Raw genomic sequence first — 25322 nt, 5'->3', positions numbered from 1 at the left:
GTCGGATGGATCAGCGCGGTTGAGCGGGCCGGACGACTCCGGTGACGTCGTGGAGCTACGGGTGCACGGAGTCTCCGGCGCGAGCGCCGCGCAGGTGCTGGGCCTGCAACAGACCGGGCAGGTCGCCGGTGACCGCAGTGGCGGGTTCTACCGGCCGCGCCCCCGGTGCTCCGACGGCACAGGCGTGCACGGGGTGACGCTTGAGGCGTACCGCTGGGGTGACCTGCCCTCCGGAACGGTGGCCCGCACCCTGGCGGTGGTGTTCCTGCTCCCCTTCATGCTGGTCAACGTCGCGATCTGGATGCGCCCGGCGAACCCCGGGTCGGAGGCGGCAGTCAAGTCCCTGTGCCGGGTGCTGGCGCTCACGCTCACAGTGCTCTACGTGCTCGCCGTCGCCGGCGTCGCCCTGGATCTCGTCGGTTGGCAGTGCCTGGCCTCGCCGGACTGCCACGCGGGACGCAGCTGGTTGTCCTGGCTGGGTGGGCGGCCGGTCGGCCTGCGGTTGGCGGTGCTCGCGCTGGTCCCGGTCGCCGCGATCGGCCTGATCTGGCGGGTCAGCTGCCGTCCGGGGCGTACCTTCGAGGCGTTTCGCGCACCCGATGCGGGCAGCTCCGCGCCTCGGCTCGGCACCGTCGGCCAGTGGGACGCCGAGCCGCTGGTGGGGCGGTTGCGCGCCATCCACGTCGCCGCGGCGTTCGCGACGCTGGACCTCGTCCTGCTCCTGGCCCAGGGCGCGAACGACGCGTCGGCGGTCACGATTGCGCTGACGGCGATCACGGGGGTCACCCTGACGGGCTGCGTGGGGCTGCTCTGCACACCGCCGCTGATGGACCGGGCCCCCGGCGACCAACGGCTCGACCGGGTCACCCGCACCCTCCGGACCGCTGCCATCGTCCTGACCGTGGTCGTCGTGGCACACGTGCCGACCAGTTCGCAGCCGTGGCCGCAGCAGCACGGGCTCCCCGGCTACGACCGGACCCTGACCGGTCTGTTCGCGGCTCAGACGACACTGTTGGCCGCCCTGGGCGTGGTGCTGCTGTGGCACCGGCGCCGGGAACGCGGCGCGACCCCGCTGTTCGGGCTGGGCGCTCTCGTTGTCGTCGCCACCGGGATCAGCATGGCGGTGGCGTACTCCGCCGAGCTGGTCTACCGGGTGGCGGACTTCCTGGATCGCGACGTGCCGACCGAGGAGGGCATCGCCACCGGACCGCCCCCGGCCTACACCTGGGCGATCCACGGCTTCTTCCGCGCAGTGTTGGGCACCGCGATCGTCGCCGGCCTCGTCATCCTGCTCTCCCGCCGGAGTCGACGCCGGGCCGCGGCGGCGATAGTCGCCCGCGACTTCCCGGACCCGCCGGCCGGGGCTGGGCCCCGACTGGGGCAGGTCCGAGACGCGATAGCCCGGGCTCGCTTCACCGAGAAGCTGATGCCGTTGGCAGTGGTCTACAGCTGCCTCGCCGGACTCGGCACGGCCACCACCACGATCGGCCTGCTCGCGCACCTCCCGGGCGACCTCATCGAGCCGAACATCGGGTTGCCGGCGGCAGCGGTCACGTTCACCATCGCGTTCGGTAGCTGGGTGATCGCGGCGATCATCCTCGGCCTGATCATCGGCGGCATCTTCGCGTACCGGACCGAGCCGTACCGGCGACACGTCGGCGTCCTCTGGGACCTCGGCACCTTCTGGCCCCGGGCCGCCCACCCGTTCGCGCCGCCCTGCTACTCCGAGCGGGCGGTGCCGGAACTGGCCCGCCGGATCACCTACCTCGTCGAGCGAGGCGACGCGGTGCTGCTCACCGGGCACAGCCACGGTTCGGTCCTGCTCGCCGCCACGGTGCTCCAACTGCCGCCGCAGGTCGGCGATCGGGTTGCCCTGCTCACCCACGGATCACCGCTGCGCCGCCTCTACGCACGACTCTTCCCCGCCTACATCGACGACGCGGCACTGCACGAGATCGGCCGGCGGGTGGGTTGGCGCTGGGTGAACCTGTGGCGCGACACCGACCCCATCGGTGGCTGGGTCTTCTCCCCGCGTCCCGCGCCGGCCACCAGCGGTGACCCGGCCGCCGCTGTGGATCGTCGACAGCGTGATCCCCGCGACGTGGTGACACCCCCCGGGGACAGCGTCGCCCCACCCATCCACGGGCACTGGCCGGGCGAGTCCGACGAACCGTTCACCGAGGCGGTACGGGAGTTGGTGCAGCGCCTCGGCGGGCGGGCCGGCCCGCCGGGGACGCCGAGGTAGCGGGCCGGCTCAGTGTCCCCCGCCCGCCCGGGTACGCCAGTCGTCCAGGGCGGTGCCGGCGAGGCGGGCGCCGTCGGCCGGGACGAGCGAGCGTTCGCCCAGCTTGGCACCGAAGTACCGGGCGTCGGGGTCGGCCACCACCGAACGACGGTCCTGTTTGTCGGCGAGGAGGGATCGGCCCAGTTCGTCGAGGCGGAACTGCTCCGGGCCGGCGACCTCGACCACGGAGTTCGTCGGCGCGCCGAGCGCGACCTCGGCCACCGCGGCCGCGACGTCGTCAGCGGCCATCGGCTGAATGAGCACCGGCGCGAGGTGCACGGTGTCGCCGTCCGTGGCGGTGTCGATGATGCCCTGGAGGAACTCGAAGAACTGGGTGGCGTGCACCACGGAGTACGGGAGGCCGGACGCGACGATGAGCTTCTCCTGGGCGACCTTCGCGCGCATGTACCCGCTGTCCGGGATCCGGTCACACCCCACGATGGAGAGCGCCACGTAGTGGTTCACCCCGGCGTCCGACGCGGCGGCGAGGAGCGTCCGGGTGGACGTCTCGAAGAACTCCAGCACGGCGGCGTCCTCGAACGACGGCGAGTTCGACACGTCGACGACGACCTCGGCGCCGGCGAGCGCGTCGGCCACCCCCTCGCCGGTCAGGGTGTTCACGCCGGTCTTCGGCGATGCCGGGACCACCTCGTGGCCCTGGGCGCCGAGGCGGTCCACCAACTTGGAACCGATGAGGCCGCTGCCCCCGATGACGACGATCTTCATGGTCGACTTACTCCTGTCTGCACATGGGTTGAATCGTGCTGCCAATCAGTAAGACGGAAAGCGTGCGCGGATGCAGGACAATCGGCGCAGAGCAGCGCAACGGAGATCAGGAGGTCGACGTGGCCACGGTGTCCCACCCGGTGTTCGCCCGGGTGTACGAGCGACTCAGCGTCGCCATGGACCGGGCCGGCACGGCGGCGTTCCGGCGGGACCTGGTCGCCGGCCTCTCCGGCCGGGTGATCGAGATCGGTGCGGGCAACGGACGGATGTTCTCCCACTATCCGCCGACCGTGACCGAGGTTCTCGCGATCGAACCGGAGCGGCGTCTGCGGGCCGCTGCCGAGCGCGCCGCGTCGACCGCGCCCGTTCCGGTCACTGTCGTCGATGGTCTGGCCCAGGCCCTACCTGCCGGGGACGGCGAGTTCGACGCGGCGGTGGTCGCGTTGGTGCTGTGCACAGTGCCCGATCAGGCGAGCGCGTTGGCCGAGATCAGCCGGGTGCTGCGTCCCGGAGGCGAGGTCCGGTTCTTCGAGCACGTGGCCGCCGAGGAGGCCGCCGGTCTGCGCCGCGCCCAACGCATCCTCGACGCCACCCTGTGGCCGAGGCTGTTCGCCGGCTGCCACACCAGCCGTGACACCGTCGCCGCCATCGCAGCGGCCGGCTTCGAGGTGGCGGAGCTGCGCCGGTTCCGTTTCCCGGCCACCAGCAACAGCCCGTCGTCGCCCTGCGTCCTCGGCCGCGCGATCAGGCCGACCTGACACCGCCGCCGTTCGCACCGCTCACCGGCGGGGCAGCCCGCTCAGCCAGACGTCCAGCGCCGCCGGGGAGCGCAGCAACACGACGGGCGGCGGGGACGGGTCCACGTACCAGGCCCGCATCCGCCGTCGAGCCCGGCCGAACGCGGTGACGTGCCACAGCAGGATCGAGTCCCGGGACAGCACACTGCTCAGCGACTCGCGGTTGCCGTTGCAGATAACCTCGCCCGTGACCACCGGGCGGACGGTACGGCGGAGCAACCGTCCGAATGAGCGCCATCGTGGATAGTCCAGGCCGACGACCAGGTCGGCGCGGGCCAGCGGGACGTCCCGCCAGCCGTGGTACGCCCCGTCGATGATCCAGCGGTCCCGTCGGCAGATCTCCTCGATCCGGCTGCGCTGCTGGGCGACCGGCACCTCGACCCAGCCCGGCTGCCAGAGCAGGTCGTCCACCGGATACCAGGGCAGGCCGAGATGTTCGGCCAACCGCGCGGCGAGGGTGGACTTGCCGGAGCCGTACACCCCGTAGACCAGGATGCGACGCGGTGCGCTCATCGCGGCAGCGTACGTCGTGCAGGAAAATGAGTTGTCGTGCCCGGCGCGCCTCGGCCAGAGTGACGCCCATGACGTACTGACGGACACCACCCCCTGCTCCGCGCCACCGGTGATGCCTCCCGGGGGCCGTGACGCCGTCCGTTCCCACGTCCGCAGCGAGAAGTGAGCCTCCTTGTCCCAGCACCACCTCCCTCGGGAGCCCCTGCCCCCGTCCGCCCCGGCCACCGTCACGGTGTTCGCCTCTCCCGCGAGCTGGATCGAGTCCGATGCGCTCGCGCAGTGCCAACAGGTCGCCGCCCTGGACGGCATGCGGCACGTCGCCGCGATGCCGGACCTGCATCCCGGCAAGGGCGCGCCCATCGGCGCGGCCATGGCGTCGACAGTGCTGTACCCGTTCCTGGTGGGCTCCGACATCGGCTGCGGCATCGCCGTGTTTCCGATCAAGCTCAGGCGGGCCGTACCGGAACGGCTTGCCGCCCGGTTCCCCGACCTCGACCAGGCGCTCGACCCGGTACGGGACGCCGACGACCCGGCCTGGGCCGCCGTCGACTGTGACGTTCCGGCCGGCCACCTCGACGGTCTCGGGACGGTGGGCCGGGGCAACCACTTCGTGGAGCTGGCCCGCGTCGACACCGTCCTCGACGTACGGCACGCCGGCCGGCTCGGGCTCGACGCGGGCGATCTGGTGCTCATCGTCCACAGCGGTTCCCGTGGCCTCGGCGAGCGGATCCTGCGGGCGCACACCGAGGTCCACGGAGCCGGGGCGGCTCCCGATCCCGCCGCCTACCTGAGGAGGCACGACGAGGCGGTGCGCTGGGGTTCACTCAATCGCCGGGTGCTGGCCGCCCGGGTGGCACACGCGTTGGGGGCCGAGCCCACCGCGCCGATCGTCGACCAGTGCCACAACCTGGTCGAGGTCCGGGACGGGGTCTATCTGCACCGCAAGGGCGCGGCGCCGGGTGACGGGCGCGACGTGCTGATCGCCGGCACCCGGGGAACGGCCTCCTACCTGGTGGCCGCGCACGCCGGGCCGGATGCCAACCACTCGGTGGCCCACGGCGCTGGCCGCAAGATGTCGCGCGCCGACGCCCTTCGGCGGGGCCGGGCCAAGCACACCGTCGAGGAGCTACGCCGTACCCCGGTGGGGTCGCTGGTGGTCTGTGGTGACCGGCAGCTGCTCTTCGAGGAGGCGCCCACGGCGTACAAGCGCATCGAGCAGGTGATCGCCGACCTGGTGGCGCACCAGCTGGCCACGCCGGTGGTCAGCACGACGCCCCTGGTCACCTACAAGACGCCCGATCTCGGGTCCGCCGCACGACCGGACCGGCGGGGCCACCGCGGCCGGCGAGGCCGGTCGTGAACACGTTCCTGCTGTTGTCGGCCGGGCGCGGGCCGCAGGAGTGCGCCTGGGCGGTGAGTCAACTGCTACGCCGCCTGCGAGGCGAGGGCACCCGCCGAGGTCTGACGATCCAGCAGGTCGAGGCGGTGCCCGGCGACCGCACCGGCACCTACCGGTCGGTGCTGATCCGGATCTCCGGCGCCGACGCCGAGGCGTTCGCGGCCACGTGGACCGGGACGCTGTGCTGGCAGGCCCCCAGCCCGTACCGGTCGGGCGTCGGCCGGAAGAACTGGTACGTCACCGCCCAGCCGCCCGAACGCGACGCCCGGCCGACAACGTTCCGCGAGGCGGACGTCGAGATCGTCGGCTGCCGTACCGGCGGGCCGGGGGGTCAGCACCGGAACAAGGCCAGCACGGCGGTACGCGCAACGCACCGTCCGTCGGGCCTGGTGGTCGTGGTGGACGAGGAGCGACAGTTCAGTCTCAACCGCCGGATCGCCCTTGATCTGCTGCGCCACCGCATCGAGCAGGACGACGAGGCGGCCCGGCGTGCCGTCACCACCGCCCGGTGGCGCATCCACGACGGGCTGGTTCGCGGCGATCCGGTGCGGGTGGAACGTCCGGGCTCCTAGGGACTCAGACCTCCAGCACCGCGTCCGCGAAGGCCTGCGGCGCCTCCTGCGGCAGGTTGTGCCCCACACCGCCCCCGACGGTCCGGTGCTCGTACGGGCCGGCGAACTGCTTGCCGTAGACGGTGGGCTCCAGGTGCGGCGCACCGTTGGCGTCCCCCTCCAGGGAGATGCTGGGCACCGTGATCTTCGGCTTCGCGGCCAGGCGCTGCTCGACCTCGTCGTACTGCGGCTCGCCGTCCGCGAGGGCCAGCCGCCAGCGGTAGTTGTGGATGACGATGTCGACGTGGTCGGGGTTGTCGAACGCCGCCGCGCTGCGGTCGAACGTCGCGTCGTCGAACGTCCACTTGGGCGACGCGGTGTGCCAGATCAGCTTGGCGAAGTCGCGCCGGTTCCTGTCGTACCCTTCCCGGCCGCGCTCGGTGGCGAAGTAGTACTGGTACCACCACGCGAACTCCGCCTTCGGCGGCAACGGCACCGTGCCCGACTTCTGCCCGTCGATCAGGTAACCGCTCACCGAGATCAGCCCCCGGCAGCGTTCCGGCCACAGCGCGGCGACGACATCGGCGGTCCGCGCGCCCCAGTCGAACCCGGCGAGCTTCGCGGTGTCGATCTTCAGGGCGTCCATCAGGGCGATGAGATCGAGCCCCATGGCCGCCGGTTCGCCGTTGCGGATGGCGTCGTCGGAACGGAACCGGGTCGTGCCGTAGCCCCGCAGGTACGGGACGACGACCCGATGACCGGCGGCGGTGAGCAGCGGTACGACGTCGACGAAGCTGTGGATGTCGTAGGGCCACCCGTGCAGGAGGATCACCGCGTCCCCGTCGGGCGGTCCGGCGTCCACGTATCCGACGTTCAGGACTCCGGCCTCGACCTGTCGCAGGTCAGTGAACCCGGCAGCGGCCTTTGCCATCGACGTCTCCCTGCGTCCGGGCGTGCTCGGATGTGCTGATCACGCCCGAATCTAGCGACCTGCCAGGAGCCTGAGCACCGTTCACACAAGGACCGCTCGACGGACCCCGAACTGGGTAAAATGCCAGCTCCGACGAGCCCAATCAGGAGCGGTCGACAGCCATCCTCGCGCCTCCGGACGAGTGGGAGCTGGTCTCGTGGTCACTGCCGACTACACCGACGGGGTGCGGGGCGAGGTCCTGGCGCACGGCCACGGCGGATACACGGTCTCGGGGTACGACCCCACCGCCGATGGGGCGCAGACCGTCATCGTGTCGTATTCGGTGGTCCGGGTGACGAAGACCACCTCGTTCCGGGTGGAGGTCGCGGGGTGGTAGCCGGATGACCGTAGGGTGATGGCATGGCTGAGCGACCTCTGACCCTGATGGCGGTGCACGCCCACCCCGACGACGAGGCGACGAGCACCGGCGGCGTGCTTGCCCGCTATGCCGCCGAGGGGGTCACCACAGTGCTCGTGACCTGCACCGACGGGCGATGTGGGGACGGCCCGGGTGGGGTCAAGCCGGGCGAGGAGGGGCACGACCCGGCCGCCGTCGTGGCGATGCGCCAGGCCGAGTTGGAGGCCAGCTGCGCGACGCTTAACGTCACCCACCTGGAGACCCTCGGCTACGCCGACTCCGGAATGATGGGCTGGCCGACCAACGACCTGCCCGGCGCGTTCTGGACGACGCCGGTGGCGGACGCCGCGGCCCGGCTCGCGGAGCTGATCCGGCAGTACCAGCCGGACGTGATCGTCACGTACGACGAGAACGGTTTCTACGGCCACCCGGACCACATCCAGGCACATCGGATCACCATGGCCGCCGTCGAGCAGACGGACGTCCCGGCGAAGGTCTATTGGACCACTGTGCCGGAAACGGCGTTCGCGGAGTTCGGCCGGATCATGAAGGAGCTCGGCGTCGAGTGGGCCGAGCCGGACGCGGCGGAGCCGCAGCTCGGCCTGCCCGACGACGAGATCACCACCTGGGTCGACACCAGCAAGTACGGCGCGCAGAAGTTCGGCGCGCTGGCCACCCACGCCAGCCAGACCGAGAACATCTTCTTCCTGCAACTGGGCCAGGAGCGGTTCACCGAGCTGATGGGCGTGGAGACCTTCCTACGGGTCCGGGACCGGACCGGCGCGCCGACGCCCGAGGACGATCTCTTCGCTGGCCTGCGCTGACCGTTCTGGGCCCCAGCAGACCGTCCCGGCGTTGATGACTGCGTCCGGGGCGTCGCTGTGGGCGACAGTAGCGGGTTACGTCGGCCCTGATCGGTGTGTCAGGGGCGCCCCGTGTGTCGGGCAGAGGAAGCCCGGCGACGTGTAGCTGCGGTAGCCTTCCCGAGCGCGATGGACCATGTCGTTCGAACGATGGCAGTCCAATGAGGAGGGCCATGGACGCAAGCGACCTGCTGGATTCACTCGTGCGCGCCGGCTCACCGCAGAGCGAGCCGGACGACCGGCCACGGCAGTGGTGGTGAGTCCATGGCAGACGGTTTGCAGGTCGACACCGACGAGATCCGGGCACACGCGCGGAAGATCGAGGCCTTGCGGGAGCAGTTCGACGCCATCAAGGCAGCCAGCGCGCACATCCGTCAGGACGACAGGGCGTACGGCCTGCTGTGCGGGTGGATTTCCGGAATTCTGGAAGGCAGGCACACCCGCCAGGATGAGCTGATCGCCTATGTCGAGGAAAACCTCTGGCTGGTTGTCGACGGCTTGTACCGAACCGGCGAGGCCTACGACGCCGTCGAGGGTGACACCACCACCATGATGGGCACGCTGAGCAATCAGCTGGGGCCAGGGTGAGCGAGGAGCGATGACCGACGGGTCACTGATCGCCGACGTCGAGTCGTCCCGGAGGGCCTGGACAGGCTCGTCGATGGGCGAGAGCATCCAGGGGGTTGTCGACGCGATCCAGAGCAGAGGCTGGGTCGATGACCTGCTGGCCGGCGCTGGTTTCGGCGTCGAGGTCGCCGTCACCGTGCTGGATCCTTTCAGCGCGCTGCTGTCCAATGGGCTCGGCTGGGCGATGGAATACTTCGAGCCGCTGCGGCAGATGCTCGACGAGTTGACCGGCATGCCCGACGTGGTCACCTCTCACGCGGCCACCTGGAGCAACATGGCCGACGCGCTGCACCGGATGGCGGAGAGCCTGCGGACGGCGCTCGGATCTGACATGCCGAGTTGGCAGGGGCAGGCCGCTGACGCGTACCACCGCCTGATGGCCAACAACTTCGACGCGTTGGGCGCGCTCAGCACCGTTTCGGTCGCGATGGCGGAGGCCACGCGGGCGGCCGGAGACCTAGTGGCGTTCACCCGTGAGATCGTGCGCGATCTCATCGCCGATTTGGTGGCACGCGTGATCGTGTGGGCGGTCGAGGCGATCTTCGTCGTCACGATCCCGGTGGTTGCGGCACAGATCGTGGCGGCTGTGGTCAAGTGGGCCGGGCGCATCGTGACGTTCATCGGCGCATTGATCATGAGTCTCACCAACCTCACCCGACTGTTGAACGGTTAGGGCGAGGCGATGGCCAAGCCACCCCCGAAACCACGCGGCGACGCGGACAGCCCTGGGTCGCCTCGGCGGGTCACCGCCGGCGGCGCTCAGAGCGTCAGCCACGGCCAGGACCTCGCCGGGCAGGCCGCCAACTTGGGTCGCCCGCCGTCACAGCGTGCGCTACCGCCGGGCAACACCAATCGGACGCTGAACCAGATTCGACGTACCAAAGACAAGAGAAAGCGGTGGCAGCGCGCCGAGGAATACGTCCGTGAAATGTACGGCGGCAATCCCGAAACGCATTACCCGGTTCCGACCAACTCCGATCCCGATTTCCCGGTCACTGCGGTTGGCGGCCGGAAAGTGGACGTGCCGGTCGAGTCGAACGGGCGCACGGTCGCGGTCGAGGTAAAGATGTACCAGCAGTACCGAACGGTTGAGGTCGCCCCAGACCAGAAGGTGACACATCGTGTCGAGGTTCCGCTCAGTTCGCATATCAGGGAGCAGATCAACAAGGATGTGGCATTGCGCAGATCGGATCCCAACTACGATCCGCGCTGGGCATTCCTCAATGCCGGGCCGTCGCAGGAGCTGCGGGACTATCTAGGCAAGGCTGGTATCATTTTCCTCGAATACCACTAAGTGAATGACGGGAGCACAATGAGCAACAACGGCATGGCTCAGGCCCACGACGAGCTGCCGACATGGGCGAGTGACTCTCACCAGAATTTCGAAGAGTTCGCCCAGGAGACGAACGCTCCCGTTCAGGTGCTCACCGGCGACCCGATCGCGCTGGTGCCGTACGTGCAGGTATATCTGTCGGAGCTCCCGCTCAGCGAGTTCACACAGGACGACTGGGTCACCTTGCACACCGACCTCGCGTCGTTCCTCGCGGAGCTCATGATCAGGAATCACGCGGCGAGTTGGGTGGTCCGGGAGGCACCGAACTCGCCCAGAGGCTTCCGTTACGTGCTCGCGGTCGACCGGCCCGTGGCCGGACCCGGTGTGGTCGACCCCTTCGAGGTCGTGGCCAGTGAGTTCCGTTCGCCGCCCATCGAGGTCGCGCGCATGATCGCCACCGCGGAGTTGACCGCAGGCGTCACCCGTCGGTACGACCAGTAGCCCGGTGGCTGGTGAGGTTGGCGGCTGCCGTCAGGTGGTAGCAGCCGGCTGACGGGGGCCGGAGATAGCGGCCTGCTGCTCTGCGGTCAGCAGCAGGCGCCCTGCGGTGCCCTGTGGTGACAGCCCCACGTCCAACCTGTCGCGGGCCGCGCCGCGCTCCCGTCCCGCGCCGCCGGCATCCGAAAGTTTCGACGGCGAGCCGATTGAGGCTCCGCAGCTCATACGACCAATTTCCGGAAGTATTGACTGTTGACGTCCCGACATCGACCGCCTTAACGTTTCGAGCAAGTTTCCGGTTGCGGGTCGGAACTACCGCTCACGATCAGCCCCACCTCGGGCGCGCGGCACCGACCCCCTGCTCCACCTGTCAGCACCGCACCCTGCGCTTCAAGATCGATATTCGTCTATGAAAACCGAAGGGATCGCAGATGAAGCTGAGACAGTGGTCGACCGTCGGCCTGGTCGCCGTCGCAACCGTCGCGACGCTGAACACGGTGCCGGCCACCGCGAGCCGGCCGTACGACCCCACGACGCAGAGCCTCGCCACCCTCGGCCTGCGCCACGGCCTGCACGTCGGCACCGCGGTGAACATGGATGCCCTCAACGACGCCAGCGACCCGCAGTACCGCAAGCTGGCCTCCACCGAGTTCGCCTCGGTCACCGCCGAGAACGTGATGAAGTGGGAGAGCCTGGAGCCGACCCGCGGCAGCTACAACTGGGCGCCGGCCGACCAGTTCGTCGAGTTCGCCAAGCGCAACCGGCAGAGCGTGCGCGGCCACGTGCTGGTCTGGCACAACCAGCTGCCCGCCTGGTTGACCAGCGGCGTCGCCGACGGCTCCATCAGCAAGCAGGAGTTACGCGAGCTGCTGCGCAAGCACATCACCACAGTCGTCAACCGCTACAAGGGCAAGATCTGGCAGTGGGACGTGGTCAACGAGGCGGTCAGCGACCCGTGGGACACCCCGTCGACACTGCACTACAAGGGCTTCTGGGCGCAGAACCTCGGGCCCGGCTACATCGCCGACGCGTTCCGCTGGGCGCGGGCCGCCGACCCCAAGGCCCTGCTGTTCTACAACGACTACAACATCGAGGCGTTCGGCTCGGGCAACCCGGCGGACGACAAGACCCAGTTCGTGTACGACATGACCAGGAGCCTGCGCGCCCAGGGTGTGCCGATCGACGGCGTCGGCTCCCAGGGCCACCTGGGCACCCAGTACGGCAACTTCGACACCCTGCAGGTGACCGCCGCGCTGAAGAAGTTCGCCGGGCTCGGCCTCGCGACCGCGTTCACCGAGGTCGACGTTCGTAGCCAGCTGACGGAGGGCGTCCAGGCGGGCAACTCGGAGGAGATCAACCCCCGGCTACAGGCGTCCGCCGCCAACTTCAGCGTGCTGATGAAGGCATGCCTCGCCGTGCGGAGCTGCCTGTCGTACACGGTGTGGGGTTTCAGTGACAACCATTCGTGGGTGCCGGGCTGGTTCGACGACCCGCCGGAGGGCCTGGCCACCATCTACGACGAGAACTACCAGCCCAAGCGGGCGTACCAGGAGTTGAAGTCGGATCTGATCTTCGCTGGGCCGCCCTACGTCCTGCCCCGCATCGCACCCAAACCGCGCCGCTGACACGCACCTCGGCGTAGGGCCGTGTGGAGCTTCCCGAAGCTCCACACGGCCCGTGTGCCACCACGGACGTCGACGTTCCACTCACGTTCGGCGGTTTCGTTCCACCATCCGGACGCCATCGGAGGACTGGTGCCGGTTCTGCCGGTTTATTGATGGTGTTGGTGTCACTATGGCAGGCGTGGGAACTGCGAAAACTGCCATGCCTGCGATCTCGCCGCTCACCGGCGATCCCATCAAGCGGGCCGATGCCGAGCGGCTAGCGGGGGTGCTGAAGGCCTTCGCCGATCCGGCGCGACTCCGGCTGCTCAGCCTGATCCAGTCCGCGCCGGAAGGTGAGGCGTCCGTGAGTGACCTCACCTCGGCGCTCAACCTCTCCCAGCCGACGGTGAGTCATCACCTTCGGATCCTCACCGAGGCCGGGCTGCTCGAACGCGACAAGCGCGGAGTCTGGGCGTATTACCGCCTGGTGCCCGCCGCGATCGCGCAGATCGCCGACCTGTTGACGCCGCCCCGGAAGCGGGCGACGAAGAGGGCCCGCTGACCGGGCCGGGAGGCGGGCTCGTCACATCCGCTCCAGCGTGCGGATGCCGAGCAGGTGCAGCCCCTGCCGCAGGGTCCGGGCGGTCAGCTCGGCCAGCAGCAGCCGGCTCTCCCGCAGCTCGTCCGGAGCACGCAACACCGGGCAGCGCTCGTAGAACGCGTTGAACGCGGTCGCGAGCCGGTGCAGGTAACCGGCGAGCTGATGAAACTCGAGACTCCGCTCCATCTCGCCGATCACAGCGGCGAAGCCGAGCAGCTCGACCGCGAGCGCCCGCTCCGCCGGCTGCGCGAACACGATGGGCGCGTCCGGCCGTACGGTCGTCCCGGCCCGCCGCAGCATCGACCGGATCCGGGCGTACGCGTACTGGAGGTAGGGCGCGGTGTTGCCGTCCAGCGCCAGCATCCGCTCCCAGTCCAGGACGTAGTCCTTGGTCCGATCGACGGACAGGTCGGCGTACTTGATCGCGCCGATGCCCACCGCGCGACCGATCTCCTCTGCGGTCCCGGCGTCCAGTTCCGGGTTCCTGCTCCGGGCCAGGTCGGTGGCGCGGGCGACCGCCTCCTCCAGCAGCCCGACCAGCTTCACCGACCCACCGGCCCGGCTGCGCAGCATCCGCCCGTCGGCGCCGAGGATGGAGCCGAAGCCCAGATGCTCGGCCCGGGCCGGCGGGTTGAGCCAACCGGCCTCCTGGGCGACGGCGAACACCATCGCGAAGTGCTGCCGCTGCGGTAGGCCCACGACGTACAGCAGCCGGGTAGCGCCCAGCTCGCCGACGCGCTGCCGCAGCGCGGCCAGGTCGGTGGCCGGGTAGCCGTACCCACCGTCGCTCTTGCGCACGATCAGCGGCAACGGCTCGCCGTCCCGGCCGGTGAACCCGGGCGGAAACACGCAGTCGGCCCCACCGCTGGGCAGCAGCAGCCCCAGCCGGCCCAGGTCGTCGACGACGCCCGCGAGCAGCTCGTTGTAGGCGCTCTCGCCCCGGAAGTCGTCCCCGGACAACGTCACGTCGAGCAGGTCGTACACGGTCAGGAAGTACCGCTCCGACTGCGTGACCAGCAGCCGCCACAACCGCCTGGTCCGCTCGTCGCCGCCCTGCAACGCGACCACCCGCAGCCGGGACCGTTCCCGGAACGCCTCGTCGGCGTCGAACTTGACCCGGGCCGCCCGGTAAAAGGTGTCCAGGTCCCCCATCGACAGGTTCTGCGCGGCTTCGGCCTCACCGAGGTCGATCAGGTGCTCGATCAGCATCCCGAACGGTGTCCCCCAGTCGCCCAGGTGGTTGACCCGCACCACCCGGTGCCCGAGCCACTCCAACAGCCGCACGGCCGCGTCGCCGATGACCGTGGAACGGAGATGTCCGACGTGCATCTCCTTCGCCACGTTGGGGGCCGAATAGTCGACCACCACCGTCTGCGGCGTCGCCGTCCGCGGCACCCCGAGCCGGTCGTCCCCCGCCAACCCGGCGACCAGGTCGGCCACTGCCCGGTCGGCAACCGTCAGGTTGAGGAAACCGGGCCCGGAGACCTCCGCCGACACCCCGACGTCGTCGAGCACCGCGTGCGCCAGCACCGCGGCGGCGATGTCCCGCGGTGGGCGGCCGAGCCGCCGGGCCAGCGCCAGAGCCGCGTCGGACTGGAAGTCCGCGCGCGGAGACCGCCGCACGAGCGGGTCGACCGGGCCGCCGGCCACCGCCGCGAACGCCGGTGCCAGCCGGTCGGACAACAACTTTTCAAGATCCATGAGTACGCCGATCTCGCTCGGACCCGCGCTGTCACGCGAGCCGTTGACGGGGAGATACGGGCGGACCGAGGACGACCAGCGAACGACCGGCGGCTCGATCCGCCGGTCGCAGGAAACAGGTCAGCGCGGGCGGGCGACGGATCGCCGGCGTCGCCCCGCACCGACCTGGACGTCACACGACAGTCCGGTGGTGCACTGAGCGATCACGCTGGTCATGCGGGCAGCATAGCGGCCCGGCCGACACGACGACACCTCGATTCCAGTGGTCCGGTCGATGCCCGAGGCGTGGTCGTTTCGTTGGACACCGCGCAGGGAACTGCCCTGGGACAGACGAGGGGTGATGATGAGCCGACACACACCACCGCCAGTGGCCCGTACGCGACGCGCGCTCGTGCTGGTCCCACTGCTCGGCGCCATCGCACTCGCCGCCGCCTGCACCACCACCGAGGATCCGCCCGGCTCGGCCCCGGCGACCACCGCACCGACGGTCCCGTCGGCGTCAGCGCCCCCGACGGACCCACCATCTCCGAGCGCGAGCACCCGGGTGACCATCCCGACCTCGGCCTTCGTCGAGTTGCCCGCCGAGCTGCGGAAGTCTCCCCGACGGACGACGCCGGTCGAGGAGGCCCTGCCGAAGCTGTGCGGCAACGAGTTCGGCACCGGCGGCCGGCAGGTCACCGCGAGCGCCGCGATGACGGTCACCTACCAGAAGGCCGGTGAGCCGTCCAGCAACGTGCCGCAGGGGATGATCCACCAGACCATCTTCACCTTCGACGGCGCCGGGGCCTCCGCCTACCTGGACCGGCTCCGCACCGCGGTGCAGGCGTGCCCCTCGTACGACCAGGCCGGAATCCGCGTCACCGTCAAGAGCGAGGTGCTGACCGGGGTCGGCGGCGAGGCGTTGCTGCTGACCCGGACCTGGCCCGAGACGAGCCTGAACGGCGAACGCACCGGCGGCACCGCGTCCAGCCAGATCGCCGTGGCCCGGGTCGACAACACGGCGACGGTCTTCGACGACCAGGGGTGGGAGGGCACCAGCGGCAACCCGGCCATCCTGGACCGGGTCGTGCGCGACGGCGTACGCGCCATCGACGCCTGGCAGCGGTAAGCCGGAGTCGCCGCCACCAACGGCTTCCACCGATCGGTCTGGTTCTCCGTCGGATCATGGACACCTGGACCCGGGCCACGCTCGTGCCCGGAGACTAGGGGATCTCGGTCCACAGTGGGGCCTCCGCGATTTGCGTGCGGCGGCCTGCCGGGCCATAAGCGTTGGTCGGTGGAGGAGGTCGTCATGTCGAACGGTCAGGAGACGAAGGCACCGTGGCTCCCGCCGCGGTGGTTCATCCGGCTGGCCTGGTCGGTGCACCGGGGTATGTACCGGGTCACCGGCAGCCGGGTCGGGCTGTGGCGGCCGCGCGAGAACCGCTGGGGCACGCTGCGGTTGACCACGATCGGTCGCCGCACCGGTCAGCAGCGCAGCGTCATCATCGCGTACTTCGAGGACGGCCCGAACCTGGTCGGGGTGGCGATGAACGGGTGGGGCGAGGGCGCGCCCGCCTGGTGGCTCAACCTGCAGGCCCGCCCGGACGCGTCAGTGGATCTGCCCGACGGGCGGCGACTGGTCCGCGCCCGCGCGGCCACCGACGACGAGCGGTCTCGGCTGTGGCCACGCTGGCGCGAGGCGGACAAGAACTTCGACGCCCACGCGGCGCGGCGATCGTCGGAAACCACTGTGGTGGTGCTGGAACCCAGATCGGAGGGTGACTCTCCAACGCCGTGATGCGCTGCCCGGCCACGAGTCAACTGCGGCGGTACGACGTCGCGAGCCCGTACATCCCGGGTGGTAGGCCCATCGGCAACTCCGGCATGACGACTTACTAGTGGTCAGCTTCCTACGCTGCCGCATGTACCCGTCATGCGACCGAGGGGATCCACGATGTCCGTCCGTCACCTGCTTGCCACCGCCGTAGCCGCCGCTCCGCTCGGGGGGATCGCGCTAGCCGCGCCGGCAGCCGCGCACGTCTCATCTCAGCCGGCCGCCGCCACTGCTCTCTCCATGAGCTCCGGGCGTCTCGGTGCCATTCTGGCCGTCCTGCTGGGGCTGGTCGGCGCCGTCGTCGGAGGGCTGGCTCTGGCCCGCCCCGCCGGTCGCATCGGCACCGGTTCGGGGAGCATCGGAGGGGTCCTGGCACTGACGGCGGGGCTGATCGGCATGGCGCTCGGCGGGCTGGTGGTGGTCACCTCCGACGGTGGCATCGGCACGGGCAACGGGCGAGGTGGCGCCTTCGTGGCCCTTGCGGTTGGACTGGTCGGGGTGGTCCTCGGCGGGCTGGCACTGGCCCGCGCCCGCCGCACCGCTCGGCTGACCGCCTGACCGGTCGTGGTCAGGAGCGGGTGAGCCAACCCGGCACGGTCAGACCGGACTCGTAGGCGAGGATCACCAACTGGGCTCGGTCCCGGGCCCCTGCCTTGGTCATGATCCGGCTGACATGAGTCTTGGCAGTCGCCGGGCTCAGCACCAACCGCGCCGCAATCTCGTCGTTGGAGAGGCCGGCAGCGACCAACGTCAGCACTTCACGCTCCCGCTCGGTGAGCACGCTCAGTCGCGGCCCAGGGTCAGGATGCCTGGCCCGGGCCGCGAACTCGGCGATCAACCGTCGGGTGACCGACGGCGCGATCAGCGCGTCGCCCCGGGCCACCACCCGCACTCCGTGGATCAACTCCGCTGGCTCGGTGTCCTTGACCAGGAAGCCGCTGGCACCGGCGCGCAGCGCGCCGTAGACGTAATCGTCCAGGTCGAACGTGGTCAGAATGATGACGCGAGCATCGGAGTTCGCGACGATCTCACCCGTGGCGGCCAGGCCGTCGAGCCCGGGCATCCGGATGTCCATGAGCACGACGTCGGGTCGCAGATGCCGGGCCAGCCGCACCGCCTCGAATCCGTCGGCAGCCTCTCCGACCACCTCGAGGCCGTCCTCGCCGTCGAGAATGGACCGGAAGCCGGCGCGGACCAGGGTCTGGTCGTCGACGAGTAGCAGCCGGATCACATCCGCTCCCCCGCCTGCGCCGGGCCGGGCCGCATCGGCAGACGGGCGCAGACCCGAAAGCCCCCGTCCGGCTGCGCGCCCGTGGTCAACGAACCGCCGAGCGCCCGCGCCCGCTCCCGCATGCCGAGGATCCCGCTGCCCGGCGAACCCGGCTGGCCGGTGCCGTCGTCCTCGACCTCCACGAGCACGTCGTCATGATCGGGGCGCACCCGGACCACAGCGGCGGTGGCACTCGCGTGCCGCGCCACGTTGGTGAGCGCCTCCTGGACGATCCGATACACCGCCAGATCGACCTCCGGCGGTAGCGAGCGCGTCTCGGCCAACTCGGTGCGGATCTCCAACTCCGGCCGAGCGGCCGCCCTGATCAGATCGTCGAGGCGGTTCAGGCCGGGGGCGGGCGCCACCGCCGGGGCCTGCCGCAGCGCGCCCAGCGTCGCGCGCAACTCACTCAACGTCTCCTTGCTGGTCTGTTTGATCGCCGTGAGGGCCTGCTCGGACCGGACCGGGTCGGGTCGGTGCAACGCGGCGCTGGCCTGCACGTTGATCAACGACAGGTGGTGACCGAGCACGTCGTGCAACTCCCGGGCGATGCGCAGCCGCTCCTCGGTGGCCCGTCGCCGGGCCTCCTCCTCCACCCGCTGCTCGGCGACGACCGCTCGGGCCTGTGCCTCGGCGAGGTAGGCGCGGCGGTTGCGGGTCACACCGACGATGACCGCGACCAGCCAACCGGCGTGCAGCAACGTTGCCCCGTTCATGGTGTTCGGGGACCGGTCGTAACTGTCCGCCACGGCGAAGGCGAGCACCGAGGCGAGACCGAGCCCGACGGCGACCGCGAGATACCCCTCGTCGACGACCGTGTAGAGCGCCACGACGAACACCAACATGATCGGGCCGGGCCGGTGCAGCAACGCCCCGTACGCGCCGATGGCAGCCAACGCCACGACGCCCACCGGCACCGGGTGACGCCGGCGGAGGTACAGCGCAGCGGAGGAGAGCAGCACCACCAGCAGCGCCGCCCACTCGGCTGCGGTGTCGACGCCGCGCGACTGCACCACCAGGCCGGTGACGGCGACCAGACCCACGGCGGGCACCAGGGCCACGTCCGCCGTTCGGCCCCGCCACCCTGACATGCGCCGAAGCCTAGCCTCCCGGGGTGGAGCGGGAGAAGGTCCGACTGGACGGTTCAGGCGTGCTGACGACCGTCGGCAAGGTTCGCGTCGTAGCCGGCAGCCTGGAGGGCGAACAGTTCGGCGTACCGACCGCCGGTGGCGACGAGGTCGGCGTGTGTGCCGGCCTCGACCAGCCGGCCGTGGTGCAGGACGAAGATCCGGTCGGCGTGCCGGACGTTGGCGAGCCGGTGCGTGATGAGAATCGTGGTGGCGCGACCTCTGCGGTCCCGAATGGTCTGGAACAGGGCGTCCTCGGCCCGAGGGTCGAGCGCGGAGGACGGCTCGTCCATGATGAGCAGTTCGGCGTCGCGCAGGAACCCGCGGGCCGCGGTGATGCGCTGCCACTGCCCACCGGAGAGGTCCTGGCCGCGCGCGAAGGTCCGGTCGAGCAGCGTCTCGTACCCGTGCGGAAGCTCGTTGATCATGTCGTGGGCGACCGCGCGGCCGGCGGCGGCCTCGATGCGATCCTGCCGGGCCTCGCTGTCGACGTCGCCGATGGCGATGTTCGTGGCCGCGGTGAACGGCCACTTGTGGTATTCCTGCGTCACCACAGCGATCCGGGACCGCAGCCCGTCGACGTCGAAGTCCGACAACGGGCGGCCGTTCCACTCGATGCGGCCCTCGGTGGGGGCGCGGAGACTGGCGATCATCGCGGCGAGGGTCGTCTTGCCCGAGCCGTTCTCCCCGACGAACGCGACCGTCTGCCCGGCGGTGATCGTCAGTGTGACGCCATCGACGGCGGGGACGTCGCGGTCGGGGTAGCGCAGGCTCACCGCGTTGACGGTCAACTCGCGCAGCCGATCGGGGTCGGCAGCGGATCCGGTGCTGTCGGGCAGGTAGGCGTCGGCGCGGGTCATGAAGCCGGTGTAGTCGCCAAAGTGCTGCCCCTCGGTGTAGACGTGGTCGACCTGGAAGGTGGCGATGGCCAGGGACCGTTGCGCGGACTGCACCGCGATGACGCAGGTCGCCGCCGCGGCGAGCGGGATCTGACCGTCCAGGAGCAGCAGCCCGAGCAGGGCGTAGACGGTGCCGGTGGCGAGGCCACCGATGATCGCTCCGACAGTGGTGGTCGTGGTGACGCGCCGGGCGAGGGCGAGTTGGATGTCGGTCTCCACCAGCATCACCCGGTCGTACTGGTCGAGCAGGAACCGGCGCAGCCCGTAGGAGCGCAACTCCGGGGCCGAGGCACGTTCGGCCATCAACTTGTGCAGCAGCCACAGTCGACGTCGGCGCACCGATCCGGTGGTGTACGTCTGGTAGCGCAGATGCCCGGCCCGCAACGACGCCCACGCGTTGGGCACCGTGGCGACCAGCAGCGCCAGCAGCAGCAGCGGATGGATGACGATGACGGCAACCGCCACGGCGAGCAGCCCGGCCAGCCCGGCGAGCAGGTTCATCGACGCCTGCACCAGCCCGATCGTCGACTCGGTGCCTCGGGACGCGCGTTCCATGTCATCGGCGAACGCGTCGGCGTCGAACGCCTCCAACCGGACCGCTGTGGACACCTCGAACAGGCCCCGCTCCACCTCGCGGCTCACCCGGGGCGTCAACCCGTTCTGCGCGTACCCGGTGGCGATGCCCATCCCCGCGCGGAGCGCGACCGTCGCCGCCAGCACGGCCAGCGCGGGCAGTGCCGCCCGTACCTTGTCGGCGGTCGGCCCGCCGGCGAACAACTCCACCAACACCCGCTGCGTGGCCAACAGGCCGAAGGCGGCCATCACCCCCGCGCCGACAGTCGCCGCGGCCACCACACCGGTACGGAGCCGGTCCGCGCGCCAGCTGATTCCGAGCGCCGTCCAGACGAGCCTGGGCAGCTCGGCGAAGACGGCGAAGACGCCGGCCTCCGCGCGCGCCCGCACCCCCGTCTCCCACCACATCTCCCGCAGTTCCGGAAGCACCGACTCCGTACGCCCAGGGCCGGGTTGGCCCGGTCGAACGCGGCGGGCCTCTGCTGCGGCGGTCTCGATCATGGTCGTACCTCCCGGGGCGGCAGCCGTCGCCGTCTCAGCCAGGGCAGGCGGATTGGCGTGTTCCTGGAGGATTGGACCACCCGGGCATAGCCCTTAGCAATTGACCGATCACTATCCGTCAGGGATGAGCTGGTGCCCGGATGCGGCGTCACTCCATCGCGTCAGACGTCCGCGCCATGGGCAGCTCGCCAGATGACCGGGAAGCCGGTGATCAGTCCCTGTTCAGAACGTCGAGCTGCGCTCGCAGCGCTGCGGCGATCTCGCCGGCCGCGACGATCTGGTCCGGGGTGAGGGCGTCGACGAAGAGTTCACGGATGGCGCGCAGGTGCGGAAAGGTGGCGCCCTTGAACGCCTCGGCTCCGGCCGTCGTGAGCAGCACCTCCGCCCCACGGGGAACGGTCGCGCACTCCTGGCGGCGGATCAGGCCGCGCCGCTCCATCCGCCCGAGGTGGTGGGAGAGCCGGCTCCGCTCCCACCCGATGTGCGCGGCGAGTTCGGACGACCGCATCGCCTGACCCTCCGCCTCGGTGAGGGCGAGGAGCACTGCGTAGTCCCCCGTCGAGAGCGAGGAGTCGCTCTGCAGGCGGGACTCGAGCCGGGAGCCGAGCGCTGCCGTCGTCTCGATGAAGTCGCGCCAGATCCGCAGCTCGTCGCCGGTGGGGAGTTGGCGTCCGCCGCGCCGGCCGGGTGTGGCCTCCGTCATCTCACTCTCCCGGGAATTGACGTGTCAATCGCCAAGTTAGCATCATTGACACGTCAACCGGTAGGTCCACTTCCGTGGGCCCCCGGCGGATTGCACCGAGGAGGAGACGATGGCAGCTGCAGACTTCGAGCTGGGGCTCAACTCGTTCGGGGAGGTGGCCACCGACGGCGACCGGGTCCTGAGCGACGCCGAGACCGTACGGCTACTGGTGGACGAGGCACGGCTCGCCGAGTCGGCCGGCATCGACGTGTTCAGCGTCGGTGAGCACTACCGCGAGGGTCACAACGACTCGGCGACACCCGTGCTGCTGGCTGCAGTCGCGACGGCGACCGAGCGAATCCGCCTCGGCACCTCGGTCACCGTGCTCAGCACCAACGACCCGGTACGGCTCTACCACGAGTTCTCCACCCTCGACGCCGTCTCCGACGGCCGCGCCCAGATCGTCCTCGGGCGCGCGTCGGCGACCGAGTCGTTTCCACTGTTCGGTTACGACCTGGCCGACTACGAGCGGTTGTTCGAGGAGAAGCTGGACCTCTTCCTGCGGCTCCAGCAGGACGAACCGGTCACCTGGTCCGGCACGGTACGAAGCCCGCTGACCGCGCAGCGCCTGCACCCACGGATGCGGCCCGGCGGCATCCCGACCTGGATCGGTGTCGGGGGAAGCCCGAACTCGGTGATCCGCGCCGCCCGGCACGGACGTCCGCTCATGCTCGCGATCATCGGTGGGCGTCCCCAGCGCTTCGCCGGCCACGTCGACCTCTACACCAGGGCGCTCGAACAATTCGGGCATACCCTGCAGCCAATCGGGCAGCACTCACTCGGCCTTGTCGCAGACACCGACGAGGAGGCGGTGGAGACGTGGTGGCGATACTGGCAGCCGGTCGTGGCGGCCCTGGCCGCCGAACGCGGCTTCTACAAACCGGACCGCGCGCGCTACGAGGCCGAAATCGACCACGGGGCGCTCTTCGTCGGTTCACCCGAGACGGTGGCGCAGAAGATCGCCACTGTCGCTCGCGACCTGCGGCTGAGCCGCTTCGACCTGAAGTACGACATCATGCACCTGCCCCGCGAGGCACGCGCGCGCACCATCCAACTGCTGGGCAGTGAGGTCGCGCCGCGGGTCCGGGAGCTGCTGGCTAAGGAGCCCAACCATGTCTGATCTGCTGTTCGGCCTGGACACGTTCGGCGACGTACCGGAGGACGACGCCGGCAAGCTCGTCTCCCACGCGGCGGCGATCCGGCAGGTCGTCGACGAAGCCGTGCTCGCCGACCAACTCGGGGTCGACGTCATCGCCCTGGGCGAGCACCACCGGCCGGAGTACTCGGTCTCCACACCGGAAACGGTGCTGGCCGGAATCGCCACCCGCACCTCGCGGATCCGGTTGGCCTCCGGCGTTACCGTGCTGAGCTCGGACGACCCGGTGCGGGTCTTCCAGCGCTTCGCCACCGTGGACGCGCTGTCGAACGGCCGAGCCGAGGTCATCCTCGGTCGCGGCTCGTTTACCGAGTCGTTCCCGCTCTTCGGCTACGACCTTCGCGACTACGACACGCTGTTCGAGGAGAAGATCGAACTGTTCGTGAAGTTGCTGGACGAGAAGCCGGTCACCTGGAGCGGCACCCTGCGCGCCCCACTGGAGAACGCCGACGTGTTCCCGAAGACCGAGTCGGGTCACCTGGACACCTGGGTCGGTGTGGGTGGCTCGCCACAGTCGGTCGTCCGCACCGCCCAGTACGGGCTCCCACTCATGCTCGCCATCATCGGCGGCGCCCCCGAGCGCTTCGCGCCCTACATCGACCTCTACCGCCGGGCCGCCGACCAGCTCGGTACGACCGCGCACCCGGTCGGCATGCACTCGCCGGGCTTCATCGCCGACACCGACGAGCAGGCCAAGGAGATCTATTGGCCGCACTACCGGATCATGCGAGATCGGATCGGCAAACTGCGGGGCTGGCCACCGATCCGCCGTCAGGAGTTCGACTCCGAGGTGGAGAACGGATCCCTCTACATCGGTTCACCGGAGACGGTGGCCCGCCGGATGGCCCGCGCGATCCGCAGCCTCGGCGTCGGCCGGTTCGACCTCATCTACTCGGCCGGAGCGCAACCGGCCAGCGCCCGCATGCGCGCCGTGGAACTCTACGGCTCGAAGGTGATCCCCATGGTCCGCGAACTGCTGGCCTGATCAGCACTTCCCAGCGAAAGGACGACATGAACGACAACGACCGGAGCCGGCCGGCGACCCTCGGCATCCTCGGGGCCGGCAAGGTGGGCACTGTGCTCGCCCGGCTCGCCGTCGCCGCCGGCTACCGGGTGCGGGTGGCCGGCTCCGGCGACCCCGAGAAGATCGCCCTCACCGTCGAGGTCCTCGCCCCGGGGGCCGAGGCCACCACGGCGGTCGACGCGGCGACCGACGCCGACATCGTCATCCTCGCCCTGCCCCTCGGCAAGTACCGCAGCGTTCCCGCCGAGGCGTTGCGCGGCAAGCTCGTGGTCGATGCCATGAACTACTGGTGGGAGATCGACGGCATCCGCGACGACCTCACCAACCCGCGTACCTCGTCGAGCGAGACCGTCCAGGCGTTCCTGTCCGGCTCCCGCGTCGTGAAGGCGTTCAACCACATGGGCTATCACGACCTGGAGGACGAGGCCCGGCCGGCGGGGGCGACCGGCCGCAAGGCCATCGCGATCGCCGGCGACGACAGCGCCGACCTCGCCGAGGTCGCGGCCCTGGTGGACGCGCTCGGCTTCGATCCGGTCGTCGCCGGGCCACTGGCCGAGGGGGTACGACTCGAACCGGGCAGCGAGTTGTTCGGCGCGAACGTGAGCGCCGACGAGGTACGCACCATGCTCGACCGCTTCCCGGAGTCGGAGCGGGGGCGCATCATCACCGCCGCCCGAGCCTCGACCTCACCCGGTGCCGCCTAACGCGTCTCCGCGCCGAACGCCGCCCGTGGTTCGAGGTGCTGGCCCACCGCGTACTTCTCGTCGAAGTCGCTCCGGCCGAGCGCCTCGACCGCGGCGGCGCGCATCCGGGCGAGGTCCGCCGCGTCGTCCGGATCCGGCACCTGGCCGAGCGCCGCGAACGCGGCATCCGCGACGCCGATCATCCGCGCCGCGCGCGAGTTATCTCCCTCGGCGGACGCGAGCGCGGCGCCCGCAACGCAGACGTACGGCACGAAGTCGTCCCACCCGTTGTGGAACACCCGCTCGCGGTTCTCCGCGAACAGCGTTCGCGCCACGTCGAGGTTGCCCAGCCCCAGCTCGCAGAACGCCAGGTTGTGATATTCGGAGTTGACCGTCTTGGGTTGGCCGAGCGTCTCGTTGAGCGCGATGCTCTCCCGATACAGGTCCCGGGCGCGGAGCAGGTCGCCGGACATCCGCGCGACGCCAGCCAGCACGTGCCTCGGCCGTTCCTCGAGGCTGCGGTCGCCGGAGCGCAGCGCCACCTCCAGGGCCTCCCGCGCCCGGGCTTCCCCGCCCGGCAGATCACCGCCGCGAATGGCGACCCGGGCGAGGCTGTACCGGGCCTCCACCTCACCTGCCGGGTCGCCGGCCGCCTGCGCCCGCTCGATCTCGGCCTCGCTCATCCGCACGACGGCGTCGGTCTCGCCCCGCCGAAAGGCCGAGCGCACGCTCTCACTGAAGCTCATGGCCCTCTCCCCCATCACGA

Annotated in this window: 27 protein-coding genes; 18 read left to right on the top strand and 9 right to left on the bottom strand. The window is 70.3% G+C overall.

Annotated features, from left to right (window positions below; translation table 11 throughout):
- The first annotated feature begins 19 nt into the window (after nucleotides 1–19).
- Nucleotides 20–2245, top strand: coding sequence for a hypothetical protein (locus tag ABZU74_RS11715; RefSeq protein WP_355421531.1), 2226 nt, complete (start codon nucleotides 20–22; stop codon nucleotides 2243–2245).
- 9 nt (nucleotides 2246–2254) lie between these two features.
- On the opposite strand, the gene ABZU74_RS11710 is transcribed toward ABZU74_RS11715, so the two are convergent.
- On the bottom strand, nucleotides 2255–3010 hold the full coding sequence (locus tag ABZU74_RS11710) for an SDR family oxidoreductase (protein ID WP_355421528.1): 756 nt from the start codon (nucleotides 3008–3010) through the stop codon (nucleotides 2255–2257).
- A gap of 119 nt (nucleotides 3011–3129) precedes the next feature.
- On the opposite strand from ABZU74_RS11710, the gene ABZU74_RS11705 reads away from it, so the two are divergent.
- On the top strand, nucleotides 3130–3768 hold the full coding sequence (locus ABZU74_RS11705) for a methyltransferase domain-containing protein (protein WP_355421525.1): 639 nt from the start codon (nucleotides 3130–3132) through the stop codon (nucleotides 3766–3768).
- Between the two features lie 21 nt (nucleotides 3769–3789).
- Here ABZU74_RS11705 and ABZU74_RS11700 read toward each other — a convergent pair whose 3' ends face one another.
- Nucleotides 3790–4320 carry an adenylate kinase gene (locus ABZU74_RS11700; protein ID WP_355421522.1) on the bottom strand — a complete coding sequence of 177 codons (531 nt, stop codon included), beginning with the start codon at nucleotides 4318–4320 and terminating at the stop codon, nucleotides 3790–3792.
- Between the two features lie 172 nt (nucleotides 4321–4492).
- Between ABZU74_RS11700 and ABZU74_RS11695 the strand changes: the two genes are divergently transcribed.
- Both ABZU74_RS11695 and prfH read left to right on the top strand, forming a co-directional pair.
- Nucleotides 4493–5680 (top strand): RNA ligase RtcB family protein, encoded by a 1188-nt coding sequence (locus ABZU74_RS11695; RefSeq protein WP_355421519.1) that lies wholly within the window; start codon nucleotides 4493–4495, stop codon nucleotides 5678–5680.
- Nucleotides 5677–6291 (top strand): peptide chain release factor H, encoded by a 615-nt coding sequence (prfH, locus tag ABZU74_RS11690; protein ID WP_355421516.1) that lies wholly within the window; start codon nucleotides 5677–5679, stop codon nucleotides 6289–6291. The genes ABZU74_RS11695 and prfH overlap by 4 nt, the downstream gene beginning before the upstream one ends.
- Before the next feature lie 4 nt (nucleotides 6292–6295).
- Here prfH and ABZU74_RS11685 read toward each other — a convergent pair whose 3' ends face one another.
- A complete protein-coding gene (locus ABZU74_RS11685; RefSeq protein ID WP_355421513.1) occupies nucleotides 6296–7201 on the bottom strand; it encodes an alpha/beta hydrolase in 906 nt (301 codons plus the stop codon).
- Nucleotides 7202–7397: 196 nt separating this feature from the next.
- Between ABZU74_RS11685 and ABZU74_RS11680 the strand changes: the two genes are divergently transcribed.
- The 8 genes from ABZU74_RS11680 (at nucleotide 7398) to ABZU74_RS11645 (ending at nucleotide 13025) form a co-directional block, all read left to right on the top strand.
- The gene (locus tag ABZU74_RS11680; protein ID WP_355421510.1) at nucleotides 7398–7577 is read left to right on the top strand and encodes a hypothetical protein; all 180 of its coding nucleotides are present in this window, start codon (nucleotides 7398–7400) and stop codon (nucleotides 7575–7577) included.
- Nucleotides 7578–7600: 23 nt separating this feature from the next.
- Nucleotides 7601–8422 carry a PIG-L family deacetylase gene (locus ABZU74_RS11675; protein ID WP_355421507.1) on the top strand — a complete coding sequence of 274 codons (822 nt, stop codon included), beginning with the start codon at nucleotides 7601–7603 and terminating at the stop codon, nucleotides 8420–8422.
- Nucleotides 8423–8725: 303 nt separating this feature from the next.
- Nucleotides 8726–9049, top strand: a complete 324-nt coding sequence (locus tag ABZU74_RS11670) for a hypothetical protein (RefSeq protein ID WP_355421504.1) — start codon at nucleotides 8726–8728, stop codon at nucleotides 9047–9049.
- Between the two features lie 10 nt (nucleotides 9050–9059).
- Complete coding sequence (locus tag ABZU74_RS11665; protein WP_355421501.1) at nucleotides 9060–9761, top strand: hypothetical protein; 702 nt, start codon at nucleotides 9060–9062, stop codon at nucleotides 9759–9761.
- A gap of 9 nt (nucleotides 9762–9770) precedes the next feature.
- A complete protein-coding gene (locus tag ABZU74_RS11660; RefSeq protein ID WP_355421498.1) occupies nucleotides 9771–10382 on the top strand; it encodes a hypothetical protein in 612 nt (203 codons plus the stop codon).
- A gap of 18 nt (nucleotides 10383–10400) precedes the next feature.
- Nucleotides 10401–10862 carry a hypothetical protein gene (locus tag ABZU74_RS11655; protein ID WP_355421495.1) on the top strand — a complete coding sequence of 154 codons (462 nt, stop codon included), beginning with the start codon at nucleotides 10401–10403 and terminating at the stop codon, nucleotides 10860–10862.
- A 428-nt stretch (nucleotides 10863–11290) separates the two neighbouring features.
- Nucleotides 11291–12484 carry an endo-1,4-beta-xylanase gene (locus tag ABZU74_RS11650; protein ID WP_355421492.1) on the top strand — a complete coding sequence of 398 codons (1194 nt, stop codon included), beginning with the start codon at nucleotides 11291–11293 and terminating at the stop codon, nucleotides 12482–12484.
- A 199-nt stretch (nucleotides 12485–12683) separates the two neighbouring features.
- Nucleotides 12684–13025 (top strand): metalloregulator ArsR/SmtB family transcription factor, encoded by a 342-nt coding sequence (locus ABZU74_RS11645; RefSeq protein WP_030333934.1) that lies wholly within the window; start codon nucleotides 12684–12686, stop codon nucleotides 13023–13025.
- A gap of 21 nt (nucleotides 13026–13046) precedes the next feature.
- On the opposite strand, the gene argS is transcribed toward ABZU74_RS11645, so the two are convergent.
- Nucleotides 13047–14765, bottom strand: a complete 1719-nt coding sequence (gene argS, locus ABZU74_RS11640; RefSeq protein WP_355421489.1) for an arginine--tRNA ligase — start codon at nucleotides 14763–14765, stop codon at nucleotides 13047–13049.
- A 343-nt stretch (nucleotides 14766–15108) separates the two neighbouring features.
- Here argS and ABZU74_RS11635 point away from each other — a divergent pair, with 343 nt between their 5' ends.
- The 3 genes from ABZU74_RS11635 to ABZU74_RS11625 all read left to right on the top strand — a co-directional run bounded on the left by ABZU74_RS11635 (nucleotide 15109) and on the right by ABZU74_RS11625 (nucleotide 17139).
- On the top strand, nucleotides 15109–15873 hold the full coding sequence (locus ABZU74_RS11635; protein WP_355421486.1) for a hypothetical protein: 765 nt from the start codon (nucleotides 15109–15111) through the stop codon (nucleotides 15871–15873).
- Between the two features lie 183 nt (nucleotides 15874–16056).
- A complete protein-coding gene (locus ABZU74_RS11630; RefSeq protein WP_355421482.1) occupies nucleotides 16057–16545 on the top strand; it encodes a nitroreductase/quinone reductase family protein in 489 nt (162 codons plus the stop codon).
- Between the two features lie 276 nt (nucleotides 16546–16821).
- Entirely contained in the window at nucleotides 16822–17139 is a 318-nt protein-coding gene (locus tag ABZU74_RS11625) for a DUF6223 family protein (protein WP_355421479.1), read from the top strand.
- A gap of 10 nt (nucleotides 17140–17149) precedes the next feature.
- Here ABZU74_RS11625 and ABZU74_RS11620 read toward each other — a convergent pair whose 3' ends face one another.
- The 4 genes from ABZU74_RS11620 to ABZU74_RS11605 form a co-directional block, all read right to left on the bottom strand.
- Nucleotides 17150–17812 (bottom strand): response regulator transcription factor, encoded by a 663-nt coding sequence (locus ABZU74_RS11620; protein WP_355421476.1) that lies wholly within the window; start codon nucleotides 17810–17812, stop codon nucleotides 17150–17152.
- The gene (locus ABZU74_RS11615) at nucleotides 17809–18942 is read right to left on the bottom strand and encodes a sensor histidine kinase (protein ID WP_355421473.1); all 1134 of its coding nucleotides are present in this window, start codon (nucleotides 18940–18942) and stop codon (nucleotides 17809–17811) included. The genes ABZU74_RS11620 and ABZU74_RS11615 overlap by 4 nt, the downstream gene beginning before the upstream one ends.
- A 53-nt stretch (nucleotides 18943–18995) precedes the next feature.
- Nucleotides 18996–20951 (bottom strand): ATP-binding cassette domain-containing protein, encoded by a 1956-nt coding sequence (locus ABZU74_RS11610; protein WP_355421470.1) that lies wholly within the window; start codon nucleotides 20949–20951, stop codon nucleotides 18996–18998.
- 211 nt (nucleotides 20952–21162) lie between these two features.
- Entirely contained in the window at nucleotides 21163–21654 is a 492-nt protein-coding gene (locus tag ABZU74_RS11605; protein WP_355421467.1) for a MarR family transcriptional regulator, read from the bottom strand.
- A 109-nt stretch (nucleotides 21655–21763) separates the two neighbouring features.
- Here ABZU74_RS11605 and ABZU74_RS11600 point away from each other — a divergent pair, with 109 nt between their 5' ends.
- Genes ABZU74_RS11600 through ABZU74_RS11590 form a run of 3 tightly spaced genes read left to right on the top strand, consistent with a single transcriptional unit; the run spans nucleotide 21764 to nucleotide 24577 of the window.
- Complete coding sequence (locus tag ABZU74_RS11600) at nucleotides 21764–22813, top strand: LLM class flavin-dependent oxidoreductase (RefSeq protein ID WP_196921941.1); 1050 nt, start codon at nucleotides 21764–21766, stop codon at nucleotides 22811–22813.
- On the top strand, nucleotides 22806–23834 hold the full coding sequence (locus ABZU74_RS11595; protein ID WP_355421463.1) for an LLM class flavin-dependent oxidoreductase: 1029 nt from the start codon (nucleotides 22806–22808) through the stop codon (nucleotides 23832–23834). Before ABZU74_RS11600 ends, ABZU74_RS11595 begins: the two co-directional genes overlap by 8 nt.
- 26 nt (nucleotides 23835–23860) lie before the next feature.
- Nucleotides 23861–24577, top strand: a complete 717-nt coding sequence (locus tag ABZU74_RS11590; RefSeq protein WP_355421460.1) for an NADPH-dependent F420 reductase — start codon at nucleotides 23861–23863, stop codon at nucleotides 24575–24577.
- Here the strand turns inward: ABZU74_RS11590 and ABZU74_RS11585 are convergent.
- On the bottom strand, nucleotides 24574–25302 hold the full coding sequence (locus ABZU74_RS11585) for a tetratricopeptide repeat protein (RefSeq protein ID WP_355421457.1): 729 nt from the start codon (nucleotides 25300–25302) through the stop codon (nucleotides 24574–24576). The genes ABZU74_RS11590 and ABZU74_RS11585 overlap by 4 nt on opposite strands.
- Between the last annotated feature and the right edge of the window lie 20 nt (nucleotides 25303–25322).

The sequence above is a fragment of the Micromonospora sp. NPDC005171 genome (assembly GCF_040608575.1).
GTDB lineage: Bacteria > Actinomycetota > Actinomycetes > Mycobacteriales > Micromonosporaceae > Micromonospora.
Note: the sequence above shows the minus strand (reverse complement) of the source record. Positions and strands in the feature narration are given on the sequence as shown.